General features: G+C 56.4%; 1 protein-coding gene. It reads left to right on the plus strand.

Annotated features, from left to right (window positions below; all coding sequences use genetic code 11):
- The first annotated feature begins 23 nt into the window (after window positions 1-23).
- Entirely contained in the window at window positions 24-20,816 is a 20,793-nt protein-coding gene (locus L6H65_RS09155) for a non-ribosomal peptide synthase/polyketide synthase (RefSeq protein WP_236340268.1), read from the plus strand.
- Window positions 20,817-20,954 lie beyond the last annotated feature (138 nt).

A 20,954-nucleotide genomic window follows, 5' to 3' on the forward strand; every position in this document is an offset into this window, starting at 1 on the left:
CCGGTTTACTTGGAGGGAAATTGATGGACATTGGATTGACATATCCGTTGACCGAAGCGCAGAAACGAATCTGGTATACGGAGAAATTTTATCCGGGGAGCAGCATATGCAGCATTGGCGGAATCGTGCGTTTCAAGACGAGAGAGCCGTTTGATACGGAGCTCATGAAGCAGGCGATTAATCATTACGTCCGCCTTAACGATACGATCAGGCTCCGCATGATTAATGAGCCGGGCAATGAGCCTAAGCAGGCTGTGGCGGATTACAAGCCTTTTGATATTGAGGTTGTCCATTTTGCAGAAGGAAATATGGGGGCTGTTAATCAATGGGCCGATGAGCTGTTTCGGACGCCGATTGAGTTTGACGATGCTGACCTCTATTCCTTTGGAATCGCCCGCACTGGCGAGCATGAGGGCTGTCTTGTTATTGTTGTGAATCATATTTTGTCGGACGGAACCGGCATGGTTATTACGATCAGCGAAATTCTCGATATTTACTTGAAGCTGGTTGACAAGGAAGCGGCGCCGGAGGAGGCAAGCCCTTCTTATTTGGAATATTTGCCGGTTGAAACGGAATATAAGCAGTCGGAGCGCTGGCGCAAGGATAAGGCGTTCTGGAATGAGAAGTTCAAGACGCTTCCGGAATTCATCTCCCTCAAGCCGACGGACAGCTACAGCATTCGTACAGAGGCGGACCGTCAAGTATTCGTCATCCCCCAGGAGCTGGAGCGGCAAATCCGGAGCTTCTGCGAGACGCATAAGGTGAGCGTATTAACGCTGTTTCTCTCCATTCTCTATACGTACTGTTACCGCATAACCGGCCATGAGGATCTGGTACTGGGAACATTCCTTGCGAATCGGACGAATGCGCAGGAGAAGTCGCAGCCAGGCATGTTTGTCAGCACGACTCCGATACGCGCGACAGTTGTGCCGGAGATGGATTTTCTGTCGTTCGCGCGGAGCGTATTCAAGGAGCAGATGGGTGTGCTTCGCCATCAGAAATATCCCTACAACACCATTCTGAACGATTTGAAGGCGCATAAGCCTGATCTCAGTTCATTGTTCGGCATGGCGCTGGAATATATCGTTATGGGCTGGCAGGAGAAGAATGGGATCAGCTATGTGGTCGATCAGCTGTTCTGCGGCCATGAGCTGAATGATCTGTTTATTTCGGTCAAGGACCAATGGGATAAGGGCGAGCTGCTGATTGTTTTTGATTACCGTACAGAGGTGTTCACAGGGGAAGAGATTGCGGCTATGTGCCGTCATCTGCTGACCTTGGTCGGCGATGCGGTGACGAACCCGGATAAGAAGCTCTATGAGCTGGAGCTCTGCTCTCCCGAAGAGAAGCAGCTTATTGTGAAGGCGTTCAACAATACGGATGCGGAATATGAGCCTGGCCTTACGACGATTGCGCTGTTCGAGAAGCAGGCGCTTGCCGTGCCGGATGACATCGCGGTGAAATGCGGTGCTGAAACGCTGTCCTATCGGGAGCTGAATGAGCAGGCCAACCGACTGGCTCGCGCGCTGATCGCCAGAGGAGTGGGACGCGATGATCGCGTAGCGATATTGCTGGAGCGCAAGCCGCTTATGGTAGTTTGCATCCTGGCGATATGGAAGGCCGGCGGCGCGTATGTCCCGGTCGATCCCGCCTATCCGCAGCAGCGAATCGTCGATATGATCGGCGACTCTGGCGCATGCTGTGTGCTGACAGAGTCGGCGCATTGCAGCGATGAGCTGCGAGCGGGGATTGCGGAAACGATCAATAGGAGCGACGAGCTGCAAGAGGAAGTCGCGGAATCGGTTGCTTGGATTGATCAGCAGCAAGCGAGTCTGCCAGATGTATTCTTTAGGCTGGATGAAGCGGCTGCTGAGCTGGCGGAGCTGGGCAGCGGCAATCTGGATGTCGAGATCGTGCCGGAGCAGCTGGCATATATGATCTACACGTCGGGCTCAACCGGCAAGCCGAAGGGCGCAATGCTGGAGCATGCAGGCATGCTGAACCATATTGAGGCGATGGTGGAAGAGCTGCATATGGACGAGCGCTGTGTTATGGCGCAGAATGCGCCGCACTGCTTTGACATATCGGTATGGCAGTTCGTAACCGCGCTCACGCTTGGCGGCACGACGGTTATTTATCCGAATGAGCTGATCCTTAATCCGCGCGCCTTTATTGCCGAGGTTGAACGCGACGGCGTAACCGTGCTGGAGGTGGTCGTATCCTTCATGTCCGCCCTGCTGGAGATGGACTTGGATGTGCGGCTGGAAGCATTGAAGCAGCTACTCGTAACAGGGGAAGCGGCCAAGCCGCATCTCGTTCGCCGCTGGTTCGAGCGGTATCGCCATGTCAGAGTGATCAATGCGTATGGACCGACAGAGGCGTGCGACGATATTACACTGCATATGATGGATGCCGCGCCGGAATCTGACGTCATGCCTATCGGCAAGCCGCTTCGCAATTTGAGGGTTTATGTTGTGGATGCCCATATGAATTTGATGCCTGTAGGCGTTGTGGGAGAGCTGTGCGTATCGGGAATAGGCGTCGGACGGGGATATATGAACGATCCCGAGCGGACGGCGAAGGCGTTCATGGAGGACCCGTTCCGTGAAGAGCGGGGAGTCAGATTGTACCGGACAGGGGATTTGGCACGCTGGCTGCCGGACGGAAGTCTGGAATATATGGGGCGGATAGATCATCAGGTCAAAATCCGCGGACATCGGATCGAATGCGGCGATATCGAGGCACGGCTGCTGCAGCATGTGGACATTAAGGAGGTCCTCGTGCTGGATCGCAGCGATGAGGGCGGGAACAAATATTTATGCGCCTATTATACAGGCAATGCAGGCGCAGAGCTGGCGGGTTCAGCAGAGCTGCGCGAGTTCGTCTCCGCAGAGCTGCCTGGCTATATGGTCCCGTCCTACTTTGTTGGACTGGATGCATTCCCGCTGACGCCGAACGGCAAGATAGACCGGCGAGCGCTGCCCGAGCCAGAGGGCTCTTCCGGTGATCGGACGATCGCTTACGTTGCGCCGCGCAGCGATGCTGAGCAGCAGCTTGCGAATATTTGGGGCACGGTGCTGGGCTTCGAACGAGTTGGAGTGAACGACAATTACTTCGAGCTGGGCGGCGACTCCTTGAAGGCTATGCTCATTATGGCGAATATTTACAAGCAATTCGGTGTGGAGCTGCCGCTTCGCGAGCTGTTCGAGAAGCCTACGGTTGAGGGGATCGCCCTTGCTCTGGCTCGCGCTATGGGGCAAGGCGGTGCGAAACGATACGAGGCGATTCCGGCCGTGCCGCTTCAAGAGCGCTATGCCTTGTCATCAGCTCAGAAGCGGATGTATCTGCTGAATATGCTGGAGGAGGAGAGCACGGCTTACAATATGCCGGGCAGATTCGCCATCGAAGGTCCGCTTGATGCGGGACGCGTAGAGAAAGCGCTGCAGCTGCTGATACAGCGGCATGAGTCGCTGCGCACCTCCTTCGCTATGCAAGACGGCGTTCCCCTCCAGATGGTCCATGAGCAGGTGCAATTTGAAATGCCGACTATCAAGGCAGCAGATAGCGAGCTGCCTGGAATCGAGGAACAGTTCATCCGACCGTTTCAATTGACCGATGCGCCGCTTATGCGGGCTATGCTGGTGAAGCTCGATGAGGAGCGGCACGCATTATTTCTGGACATGCATCACATTATTTCCGATGGCGTTTCGATTCAGTTGTTTCTGGAGCAATTCGGGATTCTATATCGGGGCGGCCGCTTGCCGGAGCTGCGGGTCCAATACAAGGATTTCTCCGATTGGCAGAACCGGCTGCTGGAAAGCGAGTCGATGCGGGTGCAGGCAGATTATTGGCTGCAGCAATTCGCCGGTGAGCTTCCAGTGCTGTCCTTGTCGACCGATTATTCACGGCCATCCGTGCAGAGCTTCGCTGGTGACCGCTTCTGGTTCCATGCCGGCGGCGAGCTGACTGCAGCAGTAAGGCGAGTAGCCGCCCAGACGGGAACGACCTCCTATATGGTGATGCTCGCCGCTTACGGTGCGCTGCTGTTTAAATATACAGGTCAGGATGACCAAATCGTCGGCACTCCGATTGCCGGACGGGCGCATCCCGACGCCAGCGGCGTACTCGGTATGTTCGTCAATACGCTGGGCATCCGCTGCTATCCGCAAGACAGCAAGACTTTCCGCCAGCTTGTAGGCGAAGTGAAGGATACGCTGTTCCAGGCTTACGAGCATCAGGATTATCCGCTTGATCTTCTCGTTGAGAAGCTGGAGCTGGAGCGGGATACGAGCCGCAATCCGCTGTTCGACACGATGTTCGTGCATTTGAGCGACGATATCGTCGAGATGGAAATCGAAGGTCTGACTTTGAAGGTTCATGAGCTGGACGAAGGGGTTTCCAAATTCGACCTGCTGCTGGAGGCCTCGGAGCAATCCAACGATATTCGTTTCAAGCTGCAGTATTGCACGGCTCTATTCCGCAGAGACACGATGGACAGGCTAGCTGCCCATTTTATGAATGTGCTGCATGCGGTGACGGATGATCCGAATGTGGAGCTCGGGGTCATCGATATGCTGACGGCAGAGGAGAAAGTGCAGCTGCTTCATGAGCTTCACGGCGTGGAAGCCTCCTATCCCGGTGCTGCGACGATCGTGGACCTCTTCGAGGATCAGGCGGCGCTAACGCCTGACAATCCGGCCGTGTCGCAGGGAGATCGGACATGGACGTACCGCGAGCTGAACGAGCGGGCCAACCGTCTGGCGCGAACACTGCGCGCGAGCGGAGTAACGGGCAACAGCTCAGTTGCTGTTGCGGGGCATCGTTCTATCGAGCTGATTACAGCGATGCTGGCCATTTCGAAGGCGGGAGGCGCGTATGTGCCGATTGCGCCATCGAGCTCCGCTGAACATATCGGTTTTGTGCTGCAGGATAGCGGGGCCACGGTGCTGTTAAAGGGTTCAGAAGCGGATGCTCTTCGCTTGACAGCGGATTATACCGGAATTGTCATCGACTTGCTTGACGAGAGCCAATATGCGGGGAACTGCAGTAATCTGGAGCGATTCAGCTCGCCGGATGATTGGCTTGCCATTCTGTACACGTCTATTCCGGCTGAGCATTCAACCGGGAGCAGGATAAGCCATCGCGATGCCGTCAGTCTGCTCGTTAACGACCGTCTGCCGTTTCAGCTTGGCGCGTCCGATACATGGACGATGACGCACTCGCTGAACTCCGGCAGCTCGTTATGGGAGATGTTCGGCGCATTGTTGTATGGAGGCAGAATCGTTGTTGTGCCTCAACAAATTGCACAGTCTGCCGCAGAGCTGGCAGAGCTGCTTCGCGTGGAGCGAATCACCGTTCTGAACGGAGCGCCGACGGCCTTCTACGCGCTGGTTCAGGCGGAGATGCAGCGGACCGACAATGCGCCTGCTCTTCGTTATGTGATGCTGTCCGGCGAAGGTCTGCATCCGGTCATTCTTCAGCCTTGGCAGGAGAAATATGGACAGGCGAAGCTGGTTCACCTGCTCGGCTCTTCAGCAGCGAAGCTGCCTGCCTTGTATAAAGAAATCGGTGATGCGGAGATCGCCGCGAACCGGGGCAATATCGGCCTGCCGTTTCCAGCACGGACCGCCTATATTCTCGATAGCAGCAATATGCTGGCGCCTCTTGGCGTTATAGGTGAGCTGTACATCGGAGGCGAAGGAGCAGCAACCGATTGCGGGAATCCTCCTGAACAGGAGGCCCAGCGTTATATCAGCAACCCGTATAAGCCGGAAGAAAGGCTGTATCGGACAGATCAATCTGCGAGACTGGGAGCCTTCGGTGAAGTGGAGTATATTGGCGGCCCGCATCGGCTGGTCAACATCCGTGGCAATCGGATTGCGCTTGGCGACATTGAGAACGTTCTGTTGAAGATACCGCAAATCAGAGCAACTGTAGTCGTAGCAGTGAATGGCGGAGAAGATGAAGTGAAAGGCGCGCTCGGCGCGAAAAACGGGCGTACACTGCTGGCCGCTTATTATACAGGCGGCGAGATCAGCGATACCGAGCTGCGCGCCGTTTTATCCGAGCATTTGCCCGCACCTATGATTCCATCCTCATTTGTGCGTCTTGAAGCGATGCCAATAACGGAGGACGGTACGCTTGATTACAGTGCGCTCCCGCAGCCGCAGCCGCAGCCGCAGCCGCAGCCGCAGCTTGCGGCAATGGAAGCGGCAGTCGCGACTGCGGCATGGACGCGGACCGAAGAACGGATGATGTCGATCTGGCAGGAGCTTCTAGGTGTCTCTGATTTGTCGCCAGAGGATGATTTCTTTGCCAAAGGCGGTCATTCTCTTAGCGCGGCCATGCTTGCTGCCCGAATTTTGAAGGAATTCAAGACGAAAATAGCTCTGCGCACGATATTCAAGCAGCCAACGCTTGCTGAGCTTGCCGCCTATATTGATGAGAAAACAGGAGCTGCGCCGGAACCGGTGCAGGCTGCAGCACAGAACGCAGTGCAAGAGGCAGCACAGAACGGAGTAAAGAACACAGCAGGGAACATAGCACAGAATGCAGTACAGGATGCAGCAGGGAACGGAGCACAGAACACAGCAGGGAACGGAGCACAGAATTCAGCGCAAGAGGCAACACAAAACGTAGAATCAAATGCGGCACCAAATGCGGCACCAAATGCAGCACCAAATGCAGCACCAAATGCAGCACCAAATTCAGCACCAAATTCAGCACCAAATGCAGCATCAAATACAATACAGGATGCAATGCTGAACGGAGTGCTGAATGCAGTGCACGACGCAGCACAGCCGAGCTATGATGCGATTGAACCAGCGCCGATTCAGCAGCAATACCCCTTGTCCTCGGCACAGCAGCGTCTGTTCGTACTGGATCGACTGGAGGGAGCGGGCGCGGGAACAGCTTACAACCTGCCTGCCGCCATGCTTCTTGAAGGACAGGTAGACCGCGAACGGCTGCAGTACGCATTCGCTGAAATCATTCGCAGGCACGAGGCGCTTCGTACCTCGTTCCAGTTGGAGAATGGCGTGCCCGTGCAGCGCATCGTTGACCAAGTCGATTTCACAATCGACTACAGCCATGCGAACGAGTCGGAAATTCCGCAAGCGGTTGAGCGATTTATTCGTCCGTTCGATCTCGGCAATCCGCCGCTGCTGCGCATCGGGCTAACGAGACTGACGGAGGAAAAGCACCTCCTGCTGTTCGATATGCATCACATTGTCTCCGACGGTATTTCTGTTGCGATTATTGTAAAAGAATGGATCGCGCTCTATGCCGGCAATGGATCGCTGCCTGCGCTTCAATTGCAGTACAAGGATTACGCCGTATGGCAGCAGGGCTGGCTGGACTCCGAGGAATACAGCACGCAGGAGAGCTATTGGCGGAGCGCCATGGCGGGCGAGCTGCCGGTGCTGGAGCTGCCGTATGATTACCAGCGTCCTCCGGTGCAGAGCTTTGAAGGCAGCGACTTCAAATTCAGAATTGACGCCGAGCTTGTGACACGCCTTAACGCATTGACCAAGGAAACCGGTACGACACTGTACATGGTGCTGCTCGCTGCATACAAGGTGCTGCTGTTCAAATACAGCGGTGCGAACGACTACATCGTAGGCACGCCAATCGCCAACCGTTCCCGTGCGGAGCTGAACGAGATGATCGGAATGTTCGTCAATACGCTGGCGATTCGCACGTATCCTGTTGCCGAGCAGACGTTTGCGAGCTTTTTGGACCAAGTGAAGGAACGGACGCTGGAAGCTTTTGACCATCAGGAATATCCCTTTGAGGATCTTGTGGACAAGCTCGGCATTCGCCGCGACTTAAGCCGCAACCCGTTATTCGATACGATGTTCAGCCTTAACAATGTCGATACGGCTGAGTTGGAGCTTCCAGGTCTTTCCTTCAGTTCAATTGAGGTCAATGAACAGATATCTAAATTTGATCTGTCGTTGGAAGCCCGCGAAGGCGATGGGGAGATCGAGTTCGTTCTGGAGTACTGTACTGCGCTGTTCAGGGAAGAGACGGCAAGACGTCTGGCGGGCCATTACAGACAAATTCTCGGCGTTATCGCGGAGGCTCCGCAAGCGGCTTTGGGAGAGCTTCAGCTGCTGACAGATGCGGAGAAGCGGGGAATTGTCGAGGACTTCAACCGCACGGACGCGCCTGTTCGCGAAGGGGTGACGACGGTGTCTCTCTTCGAGGAAGGGGCGGCACGGTTCCCCGACCGGATTGCGGTTCGCTGCGGCGACGAGGACGTGACCTATGCCGAATTGAATCGGCGGGCGAACAGGCTGGCGCGAGTGCTGGCGGCAAGAGGGGTAGGGCGTGATGACCGTGTCGCTATCCTTATGGATCGCAAGCCGAGAATGGTGGAATGCATACTGGCGATCTGGAAGTCAGGCGGCGCATACGTGCCTGTTGATCCGCTCTATCCGCAGCAGCGGATCATCGATATGATCGGAGATTCTGAAGCCAAATGTGTATTGACTGAAGGTGCATTCACCAGCGAAGAGCTGCAGCTGGCATTGCCGTCTTCAGAATTCCTCCTGTTGGATACGATGGGCGGCGAGCTTATGGCGCAGCCGGACAGCAATCTGGGGATCGAGCTTGTGCCGGAGCAGTTGGCGTATCTGATCTATACATCGGGTTCTACAGGCAAGCCGAAGGGTGCGATGCTGGAGCATGCGGGCATGCTGAATCATATCGAGGCGATGATTGAGGAGCTGGATATGAAGGAAGGCTGTGTGCTGGCGCAAAATGCTCCGCATTGCTTCGATATTTCTGTCTGGCAGTTTGTGACGGCGCTGACGATTGGCGGTACGACCGCTATTTATCCGAATGAGCTTATTACGAATCCGAAAGCGTTCATTGCGGCCGTGGAAAATGACAGTGTAACTGTGCTTGAGGTCGTCGTTTCATTCATGTCTGCGATGCTGGAGATGGAGCTTGACGCAGAGCTGCCTGCGCTGACGCATCTGCTTGTTACGGGGGAGAATGCCAATGCTCAGCTGGCAAGACAGTGGTTCCAGCGGTATCCGCATATTAAGCTCGTCAACGCTTATGGACCGACAGAGGCATGCGATGATATTACGCTGCACATTCTGGACCGCGCTCCATCGTCTGAGACGATGCCGATCGGCAAGCCGGTGCGCAATCTGAAGGTCTATGTCGTTGACAGTGGCATGAACCTGCTGCCCGTTGGGGTAGTAGGGGAGCTGTGCGTATCCGGGATTGGAGTTGGACGCGGATATTTGAACGATGCTGACAAGACGGCGAAGGCCTTCATGGAGGACCCTTTCCGCAGCGAGCGGGGCGTCCGTCTCTATCGGACAGGGGATTATGCCAAGTGGCTGCCAGACGGAAATCTGGTCTATATGGGACGGATGGATCATCAGGTCAAAATCCGCGGCCACCGCATCGAGTGCGGCGAGATTGAGGCGCGGCTGCTAGGGCATGAGGCGGTCAGAGAGGCCATCGTCATGGATCGCAGCGATGAGGGCGGCAACAAATATTTGTGCGCTTACTATACCGCGACAGAGGACATCGATGCTGCAGAGCTGCGCGAGTTTGTCCATGCCGAGCTGCCGGGCTATATGGTCCCGTCATTCTTTGTGCAGATGGATAAATTCCCGCTCACCCCGAACGGCAAAATCGACCGCAAGGCGCTGCCGGAGCCGGAGGGCGACCTCAAGACGACAGTGTATATCGCTCCGCGAACCGAGACTGAGCGGGTGCTTGCGGGAATATGGCAGAAAGTGCTTGGCGTTGAGCGGGTTGGCGCGCAGGATCATTTCTTCGAGCTTGGCGGACATTCGCTGAAAGCGATGGTCATGCTCTCGCATGCTGCCAAAGCGCTAGGAGCAGAGGTTCCGCTGCGCGAGCTGTTCAAGACGCCAACGCTGGAGGGGCTTGCCCTGCTGATTGCGCAATGGGGCGCGGCTGAGGGAGCTGGCTATACAGCGATTCCCAAAGTGTCGGAGCAGCAATATTATCCTGTATCTTCAGCTCAGAAGCGGATCTACATTCTGAATCAGTTCGAGGATGGGGACAGCACAAGCTACAACATGTCCGATGCGCTCCAGATCGATGGTCCGCTGGATATGGAGCTGCTGACGAATGCCTTCCGCGATATTGTGCGCCGCCATGAAATATTGCGGACCTCGTTTCATGCGATTGACGGCGAGCCGTTCCAGAAGGTGCATGAGGATGCGGAGCTGGAGTGGGTTGTCAGGGATGCCTTGGAGGATGAGGTGAACGGCATCGCCGCCGCCTTCGTCCGTCCGTTCCGTCTGGACGAAGCGCCGCTAATGCGCGCCGAGGTGCTGAGGCTGTCCCCGGAGCGGCATATATTGCTCATTGATATGCATCATATTGTGTCTGACGGGGAGTCGATTCGTCTTCTCGTGGATGAATTTATAAGTCTGTACAGCGGCAGCGAGCTGTCCGAGCCTGCCGTGCAGTATAAGGATTTTGCCGCATGGCAGAACGACAGGTTTGCTGCTGAGGCGATGAGGGAGCAGGAGATTTACTGGCTGAAGCAATTTGCCGCCGGAGACATTCCAGTGCTGGAGCTTCCGACAGATTATGCCAGACCGCCAATGCAGAGCTTCGAGGGCTACCGGCTGACCTTCTCGGCGGGCACAGAGCTGCACGGACAATTGCAGCGGCTCGCAGGCGAATCCGGCGCGACGATGTACATGCTTCTGCTGGCGGCCTATCAGATTTTATTGGGCAAATATTCCGGCGGACATGATGTTGTTATCGGTACGCCGGTTGCAGGAAGGCCGCATGCCGATGTGCTGAATTTGGCGGGCATGTTCGTGAATACTTTGGCGATCCGCTGCACAGGGACGGCGGATATGACCTTCCGGGAGCTGCTGGAGGAAGTGAAGACTGCAAGTCTGGAGGCGTTCCAGCATGGAGAGTATCCGTTCGAGGAGCTGGTGGACAAGCTGAACCTCCAGCGTGACTTTAGCCGCAATCCGTTGTTCGATACGATGTTCAGCCATCAGATGAGCGATACGGAAGCGTTGGAGGTTCAAGGGCTGGCCTTCACGCCCTATGAATTGGACAATCGGACCGCGAAGTTTGATCTGTCGCTGGATGCAGTGGAATCAGCGGACGGCATAACCTTCGAACTGGAATACAGCACAAAGCTGTTCAAGCGGGAGACGATGGAGCGGACGGCAAACCATTATATGCAAATTGTGCGCAGCGCAGTGTCCAATCCTGATGGAGTCATCTCCAGCATCGACATATTGACAGAGGCGGAGAAGGTGCAACTGCTGGAGGAATTCAACGCTTCGGCAAGGGAATACCCGCAGGAGCTGACATTCCATGAAGCGTTCGCGGCCCAGGCGGAGCGAATGCCGGATGGGATCGCCGTTATATCCGGCGGTGAAAGCCTCACCTATCGCGAGCTGAATGTCCGCGCCAATGCGCTTGCCCATGTTCTCCGCGATAAAGGAATCGGCGCAGACTGCATTGTCGGCGTTATGGTGGGCCGCTCGGAGCTCATGATCGTTGCGGCGCTGGCTGTTATGAAGGCAGGAGGCGCATACCTTCCTGTCGACCCGGAATATCCGAGTGACCGGATTGCCTATCTGCTGCAGGACAGCGGCGCGGCGCTTGTCGTCACAGAGTCATCTTTTATAGCAGAACTGGCTTTCGAGGGTGAGATTGTAGTCGCTGATGAGTTGGATCATGCCAGCGGCAGGGATGATGGACCCATCAATGAGACGAAGCCGCAGCATTTGGCCTATGTCATCTATACATCGGGCACAACGGGCAAGCCGAAGGGCGTTATGATCGAGCATTGCCAATATATGAATGTCGCCTACGCCTGGCTGGAGCAGTACGAGCTGAATCAATTCCCTGTCCGTCTGCTCGGAATGGCGAGCTTCTCGTTCGACGTTTTTGCTGGCGATATGGCCCGCGCATTGCTGAGCGGCGGACGGCTTGTTATTTGTCCCAATGACATCAAGCTTGATCCTGCTTCCTTGTACAGCTTGATGCGGGAGCATGAGGTTAATATTTTCGAATCTACGCCGGCGCTTATCGCGCCTCTGATGGCGCATATTCACGAGAATGGGCTGGACATCAGCTTTTTGAGGCTGCTTATTCTTGGCGCTGACAGCTGTCCGGTGGAGGAATTCCGCAGGCTGCTCTCCCGCTTCGGCGAAGGGATGCGCATCATCAACAGCTACGGCGTGACAGAGGCGGCGGTTGATTCCAGCTATTATGAGGAGCCGCTCGCAGCGCTGCCGCTTGCGGGAAGCGTTCCAATCGGCAAGCCGCTGCCCAACATGACCTATTATGTGCTGAATGAGAGTCTGGGCTTGGCACCGATCGGCGTAGCTGGCGAGCTGTTTATCGGGGGAGCAGGAGTAGCGCGCGGTTATCTGGGGCGCGATGATTTGACGGCTGAGAAGTTCATTCCGAATCCGTTCGTCCCAGGGGAGCGGCTGTATCGGACCGGGGACAGAGCCAAATGGATGACGGATGGCAATGTCATGTTCCTTGGACGCGACGATCATCAGGTGAAGGTGCGCGGCTACCGGATTGAGCTTGGTGAGATTGAAGCCTGTCTGCTGAAGCATCCGAATATCCGCGAAGCGGTTGTCATCGCCCGTGAAGACGATATGGAGCAAAAATATTTGTGCGCCTACTTTGTGGCAGCTGCGGAGGGCAGGGAACCGACGCTATCTGAGCTTCAGTCCCACCTGACAGAGGATCTGCCATCCTACATGGTCCCTGCATTTATGGTGGCGCTGGCAGCGATGCCGCTGACGCCCAATGGCAAGCTGGATCGCAGAGCATTGCCAGAGCCGGCTGGCCTGCAGCTCAAATCATCGGTTTATGCCGCGCCAACGACGGAAACGGAGCGGCAGCTTGTCGAGATTATGGAGCGTGTGCTTGGTATGACGGGTGTCGGAGTGAATGATGATTTCTTCCGGCTTGGCGGTCATTCGCTTAAAGCGATGGTGCTCGTGTCGCATATTCATAAGGCGCTCGGCGCAGCCATACCGCTTCGCAGCATTTTCGAAGCGCCGACAGTGGCCGGAATGGCGAGCTTCGTAGAAGCGGCTGCAGGCATGCGGTCGGACTTTGCTGCCATCGAGAGCGTGAAGCCGCAGCCGTTCTATGCGCTGTCATCGGCGCAGAAGCGATTGTATATTTTGAATGGCATGGAAGGAACGGGTACGAGCTACAATATGCCGGATGCGCTGCTGGTTCAAGGGAGCATCGATGCCGGCAGGCTGGAAGCGGCCCTTCGCGAGCTGATTCGCCGCCACGAATCGCTGCGCACCTCCTTCCACATGGTGAACGGCGAGCTGATGCAGCGAGTTCATTCTAATTCCGAGGTCGAGTTTGCGCTCCGCTATCGGGAGCTGCTCCATGCTTCTCAGGGAGAGCTTGAGGGGGCGGCTGCTTCCTTCGTGAAGCCGTTCGAGCTGGACATTGCGCCGCTTATGCGCGCCGAACTGGTGAAGCTGGACGACGAGAGGCAGCTGTTTCTCTTCGATATGCATCATATCGTCTCGGACGGCCTGTCGATGGCCATCGTTATGAATGAGCTTGCCGCACTGTATGGCGGCGAATCGCTGCCGGAGCTGAAGCTGCAGTACAAGGATTTCGCAGCATGGCAGAATCGACTGTTCGCTTCCGGCTTCCTGCAGCAGCAGGAAGGCTACTGGCTTGACGCATTATCCGACGAGCTTCCTGTGCTGGAGCTGCCGACCGACTATCTGCGTCCTTCGCTGCAAAGCTTCGAAGGAGCACAGCTCTCCTTCCGTACAGACGGCGAGCTGCGGGAAGCGTTGAATGGACTGGCGGCACAGACGGGAACGACGCTCTACATGGTGCTGCTGGCGGCATTCAATGTGCTGCTTGCCAAGTACAGCGGACAGTCCGACATTATTGTCGGCACGGCGTCCGCTGGACGGTCCCATGCCGATCTCGAAGGCGTCGTGGGCATGTTCGTCAACACGCTGGCAATACGGACAGAGGTGGATGACAGCCTAACGTTTCGCGAGCTGCTGAACGAAGTGAGATCGCGCCTGCTGGGCGCATACGAGAACGGAGATTATCCGTTCGAAGGTCTCGTTGAGAGGCTCAATGTGGCGCGCGAGCTGAGCCGGAACCCGGTGTTCGATACGATGTTTATTTTGCAAAATACCGACGATGGCTCGCTTCAGCTCGGAGATGCGGAGCTGCAGGCTCTGGAATTGGAACAGACGATGACCAAGTTCGATCTGACGCTGGAAGCGACGGAGACGGAGGATGGCCTGGCATTTGTGCTGGAATATGCCTCCAAGCTGTTCGATAGAGCGACTATTGAGCGGATGGCGTCCCATTTGACAGCGCTGATGGCCGCAATCACGAAGCAGCCGGATGTCAAGCTGAGCCAGCTGTCGCTGCTGCCGCCAGAAGAGAAGGAGCAGGTTGCTTCCCGCTTTAATGACACCTTGGTCTCTTACTCGGGAACAGGGCTGCTGCATGCTCTCATTGAGAAGCAGGCGGCAAGGACGCCGGAGCTGCCGGCTATTATAGCGGGAGCATCGACCTTAACGTATCGCGAGTGGAACGAGCGGGCGAATGGTCTGGCGCGAACGCTTCGCGGAAGGGGAGCGGGCCGGGATCAAGTCATAGCAGTATTGGCCAATCGATCGGTGGAGATGACAGTAGCGATACTGGCCGTTCTGAAATCAGGCGCGGCATACATGCCGATTGATCCCGAATATCCGCAGGAACGCATCCGCTACATGCTGAAGGACAGCGGAGCGGCCTTGCTGCTAACCTATGGCGCAGCGGTATCCAAGGGTGATTTTGACGGTGAAGTCATTGATCTGAGGGATGCTTCCTCTTACAGCGCGGACGGCTCGGAGCTTGAGCTGATTAACAGCGAGCGCGATCTGGCCTATGTGATCTACACGTCAGGCACAACTGGCCGTCCTAAGGGCGTTATGGTGGAGCATGGCAGCATCGTCAATACAATCGTATGGCGAAGAGAGGCGTACGGATTCGCCCCAGGCGACCGTGTGCTGCAGCTTCTGTCCTATGCGTTCGACGCTTTTGTCGGCAGCTTCTTTGCTCCAATGGCAGCGGGCGCGGCATCCATTATTGCGCTTGACGGGGAAGCCAAGGACCCGCTGGCCTTGAAGGGCTATATCGTCAGTCATAGCATTACGCATTTCAGCGCTGTGCCAAGCCTCTATTCAGCGGTGCTGGATATGCTGGGCAAGGAGGAAGGCGGAGGGCTCAAAGCCATCACCCTTGGCGGCGAAAATGTTCCGCGAGCGCTGATCGAGCGGAGTCTGGCAATGAATCCGCTGCTGGTGCTGCATAACGAGTACGGACCGACGGAAAGCAGTGTAACAGCGACCATTCTTAGCGGGCTGCATCATGAGAAGGCTGTAACGATAGGCCGCCCAATCGCCAATACTCGCGTGTATATCGTGGACGACCATCTGCAATTGCAGCCTGTCGGCGTTTACGGCGAGCTGTGCATTAGCGGCAAAGGGCTGGCACGCGGCTATTTGCGCCAGCCGGAGCTGACAGCTGAGAAATTCGTCGCTTGTCCCTTTGCTGAGGGAGAGGCCATGTACCGGACGGGCGATAGGGCAAGATGGCTGGCAGATGGAACAATTGATTTCGTCGGCAGGATGGATCATCAGGTTAAAATTCGCGGCTATCGGATCGAGCTGGGCGAGATCGAGAGCAGTCTTCTGAAGCTGGCCTCGGTCAAAGAAGCGATTGTTGTCGCGCGTGATGACGAGCACGATGGCAAGTATCTATGTGCATATATTGTAGCGGATGACGAGCTGGCCGTTCTTGATATCCGGTCAAGTCTGGCGGGCGTGCTGCCGGGTTATATGATCCCGTCCTATTTCATTCAAATGCCGGTCATGCCGCTCACTGCCAACGGCAAGATCGACACGCGGGCGCTGCCTGCGCCTGACGTGGACCTTCTGCGGAGCCGTGAATACGTCGCTCCGGCGAATGAGGTCGAAGCGAAGCTCGCCCTCATGCTGGAGGAGCTGCTGCAGGAAACGCTGCGGGGGGAGCGAATCAGCATGGCCGATAATTTCTTCGACCTTGGCGGCCATTCCTTGAAGGCGATGGCGCTAGTGTCGCAGCTGTACCGCGAATTTCATGTGGAATTGCCGCTTCGCGCAATTTTTGAGACTGCAACGATCAGGGACTTGGCGAATATCATTGAGACGGCGGAAAGGGTGCAGCATCTGACGCTGCGTCCCGCTCCGAAGCAGGCGTATTACCCGCTGTCGTCCGCACAGCTGAGGCTGTATGTGCTGGACCAGTTGGAGGGGCCTGGAACGAGCTACAATATGCCGGGTGTGCTTCGGATGAAGGGCGCGCTGGATCGCGGCAGATTCGAGGGCGCATTCCGCATGCTGGTCGAACGCCATGAATCACTGCGTACGACCTTCCATACGATTGAAGCGGAAACGGTGCAAAAGGTGCATGATCGCGCAGAGCTTCGCTTCGAATGGATGGAAGCTGCGGAGGTTGAAGCAGCGCCAATCATTGAGGACTTTGTAAGGCCGTTCCGACTGGACGAGGCTCCGCTTCTCCGTGTCGGGCTTCTCCGGCTCGGGGCTGGCGCCACGGAGCATTTGCTTCTGTTCGATATGCATCATATCGTTTCCGACGGTATATCCATGAGTGTGCTGATCCGCGAATTCGCCGCCCTTTATCGCGGCGAGGCGTTGGAGCCGTTGAAGGTGCAGTACAAGGATTATGCGGTATGGCAGCAGGGACTGTTCCAATCGGAAATTTACAACAAACAGGAGTCTTACTGGCTGGAGCGCTTCAGCGACGAAATTCCAGTGCTGGATCTGTCTGCCGATTATCAGCGTCCTGCAGTAAGAAGTCTGGAGGGCGACTACTTCGAATTTGAGGCTGACGAGGAGCTGCTGCGGGGAATCAAGGAGCTTGCCGCAGCTACCGGTACGACGCTGTTCATGGTGCTGCTGGCTGCATACAACATGCTTCTGGCCAGATATGCAGGCCAAAGCGATATCGTTGTGGGCACGCCAATCGCGGGCCGGACACATGCGGATACGGAGGAGCTGATCGGCATGTTCGTCAGCACGCTGCCAATGCGCAACCGTCCTCAGGGCGCGAAGCTGTTCCTGCACTTCCTGGAGGAGGTGCGGAGGAACGCTTACGAAGCCTATGAGAACGGGGATTATCCGTTCGAAACGATGGTGGAGAAGCTGCAGCCTCATCGCGATCTGAGCCGGAATCCGCTGTTTGATACCGTCTTTATTTTGCAAAATATGAGCCGTGAATCGATGGAGATCGACGGGGTGGCATTCGAGCCTTATGAATATGAGAACAAAGTTTCCAAATTCGATTTGACGCTGATGGCGGAAGAGGAGGATGACCGTCTTCTGCTGGGCTGGGAATATTGCACCTCGCTGTTCCGCAGCGAAACGATGGAACGAATGGCGAACCATTATGTCGGCACGCTCCGTGAAATCGTGAGGAATCCGAATCGTACGCTTGCAGAGATCGATATCGTCGGGGAGGACGAAAGGAAGCTGCTGATCCATGACTTCAATGAGAGCGGTAGTATCGATGCGCCAATCTTAACGCTTCACGGCCTGTTCGAGCTTCAGGCGGAGACATCGCCAGAGCAAATTGCGCTTGTGCTTGGTTCGGAAGTCATGAGCTACAGGGAGCTGGATGTGCGATCCAATCGACTTGCCCGCACGTTGCGTGCGCGTGGCGTCGGTGCGGAGACAGTAGTCGGCGTGATGGCGCACCGGTCCTTCGACATGATCGTCGGCATGCTTGCTGTTATGAAAGCGGGAGGGGCCTACATGCCGATTGATCCGGCATATCCGACCGACCGCATCGCCTACATGCTGGAGAACAGCGGGGCTGGCATCGTACTGGCGCAGTCGTCATGCATGCCGGGTTCCTTATCCGTATCCAATACCGCGTCCACCGCCGAATGGCTGGATCTTGGCCAAGATTCGCTTTATGCGGAGGATACGAGCAGGCTGCAAGCGGTCAATCATCCCGATGATTTGGCTTATATCATCTATACATCTGGCACGACTGGCAAGCCGAAGGGCGTTATGATCCAGCACCGAAGCATCTCGGGCAATATTTGGTGGCGAAAGGAAGCGTATGGGCTGAATGGCAGCGATGCGGTGCTGCAGCTGTTCTCCTTCGCATTTGACGGCTTCGTGACCAGCTTCTATACACCGATCGTATCGGGCTCAACTGTCGTTCTGCTTCATGAAGACGAGGCGAGAGATCCGGTAGCGATCAAGGTTGCCATCAAACGCCATGGCGTTACGCATTTTATCAGCGTGCCGAGCTTGTATGCCGGAGTGCTGGAGTGCATGCGCCATGAGGATGCGGACTCGCTGCGGATGATCACGCTGGCGGGAGAGAAGGTCACGGAGAACATAATTGCGCTCAGCAAATCGGTCAATGCGCGAATTGAGCTTATTAACGAATACGGTCCAACGGAGAGCAGTGTCGTCGCAACAATTGAACGCGACCTTTCCTTGGATCGGTCTGTTGCAATCGGGCGGCCTATCGCAGGAACGCGCATCCGCATTCTCGGCGCTGACGGCGTGCTGGCGCCAATCGGCGCAGCAGGCGAGCTGTGCATTGCAGGCGAAGGACTGGCGCGCGGGTATGTCGGCCTGCCGGAAATGACGGCGGAACGATTCGTAGACGATCCAATCCAGCAGGGCTCGCGCATGTACCGCACGGGCGATGCCGCACGCTGGCTTCCAGACGGACGGATCGAATATATCGGCCGGATCGATCATCAGGTCAAAATTCGCGGCTACCGGATTGAGCTCGGAGAAATTGAAGGCGCGCTGCTGCGGCAGCAGGGCGTGAAGGAAGCGATTGTGCTGGCGCTGGATGACGCGGGAGGCGGAAAGTACCTGTGCGCCTATATAACGGCAGAGCGGGAGCTTGACACCGCTACGCTGAAGGAAGCGCTGGCGGCTCTGCTGCCGGAATATATGGTTCCGCCATTCATCGTGCAGCTGGAGCGGATGCCTGTTACGCCAAACGGCAAGATAGACCGGCGGGCGCTGCCTGAGCCGGATCGTGTCGGCCTCGGCAACGCTTCGGCCTATGAAGCGCCAACGGGCGAACGCGAGGAAATATTGGCCGCTATTTGGGCAGAGGTGCTGGGTATGGACCGTATCGGAACGCGGGACCACTTCTTCCAGCTCGGCGGTGATTCCATCAAGGCGATCCAGGTGGCCGCCAGATTGAACAAGCATGGCCTGCGCCTGGAAATCCGCGATCTGTTCCGTTATCCGACAATTGCGGAGCTTATTCCGAGATTGAAGGCAGCGGATCGCGTCATTGCACAGGGGCCTGTGCAGGGCGAGGTTCCGTTGACGCCGATCCAGCGATGGTTCTTCGAGCGCCGTTTCGCAGATATGCACTACTGGAATCAAGCGGAGCTCATTTACCGGCCGCAAGGCTTCGACACGGAGACGCTGCATCAGGTATTCCGCAAGCTTACCGCGCATCATGACGCCCTGCGCCTCCGATTTGCCTTGGAGGACGGCGGAGCTGCAAGTGGATATAACGCGGAGCTTCAAGGCGAGCATTATACCTTGGAGGAAATCGACCTTCGCGGCGATCTGTCCGACGAAGAGATCGGGCAGTCCATTCTTGAGGGGGGCATAGCCATTCAGAGCGGGATGGACTTGACTCAAGGGCCGCTGGTCAAGCTTGGCCTGTTCCGGACGAACAGGGGCGATCATCTGTTGATTGCGATTCACCATCTTGCGGTGGACGGCGTTTCCTGGCGCATCCTGTTCGAGGATCTGGCCGAGGCGTACAGGCAGGCGGAGCAGGGCGGGGACATAACGCTTCCAGCCAAAACAGATTCCTACCGCTACTGGGCGCAGCAGCTGGAGACGTACGCAGCAAGCGAGGCTCTGCTAGGGGAAGCCGCCTACTGGAGCAAGCTGGCGCAGCTGGATATCGCGCCGCTGTTCAAGGACAGCGACACCGATGACCACCGCGTGGCGCATATGCGCAGCGTGGAGCGCGAATTGTCGCCGGAGGCAACGGATTCGTTGTTGAAGGGAGCCCATGAGGCTTACCGGACAGAGATCAATGATCTGCTGATGGCGGCGCTGGCGCTGGCGCTCAAGGATTGGAGCGGCGGCAATCGGTTCGCTGTCAATCTGGAAGGGCATGGACGTGAATCATTTACGGAGGAGCTGGATATCTCGCGCACGGTGGGCTGGTTTACATCTCAGTTCCCGGTCGTGCTGGATGCGGAGCAATCGGAGGATTTGGCCTATATGATCAAATCAACGAAGGAAACGCTGCGGAGAATTCCGAACAAGGGCATCGGCTACGGCATTCTGAAATATATGACCGACCGTCTGAGCGATACCTCGCTGCAGCCAGAGATTGCCTTCAATTATCTGGGCCAATTCGATGCCGACATCGATGTCGACAGCGGAGCCGGCGGAAGCAGCGGCATGGAGCCATCGTCCTATGATGCGGGCTTGCCGTTCAGTATGGAATCGGAGCGTCCAATCGCGCTGGATGTGAGCGGTCTGGTCACGGAAGGCAGGCTGAAGCTGTCGCTCAACTATAATGCGCTCCAATACGAGGCTGCGACAGCAGAGAAGCTGCTTGACAGGATGATGGACCGCCTGCAGGAAATTGTTGCGCACTGCACGCTCAAAGAGACGTCAGAGCTGACTCCAAGCGATCTTGGGGATGACGAATTAACGCTGGAAGAGCTGGACAGCCTTCTCGAATCGATCGATTTATAATTCAGCAGCAGCCATCTCCGGCAGCCCAATCGCGCGCTGCGCGTAAGATTCCAGCGTGCAGTATGGCGTTGCATGACGGCGGTCGACCACGGCTGCCGGAGGACGTCTGCTTGCGACAGGACAGGGGACAGAATGAAT

It is taken from the genome of Paenibacillus plantiphilus (assembly GCF_927798095.1).
In the GTDB taxonomy this organism is placed as follows: domain Bacteria; phylum Bacillota; class Bacilli; order Paenibacillales; family Paenibacillaceae; genus Paenibacillus_Z; species Paenibacillus_Z plantiphilus.

Bases quoted from the DNA above. Each gene is read 5' to 3' on its own strand.
- L6H65_RS09155 (WP_236340268.1), top strand. From the start codon at position 24: ATGGACATTGGATTGACATATCCGTTGACCGAAGCGCAGAAACGAATC.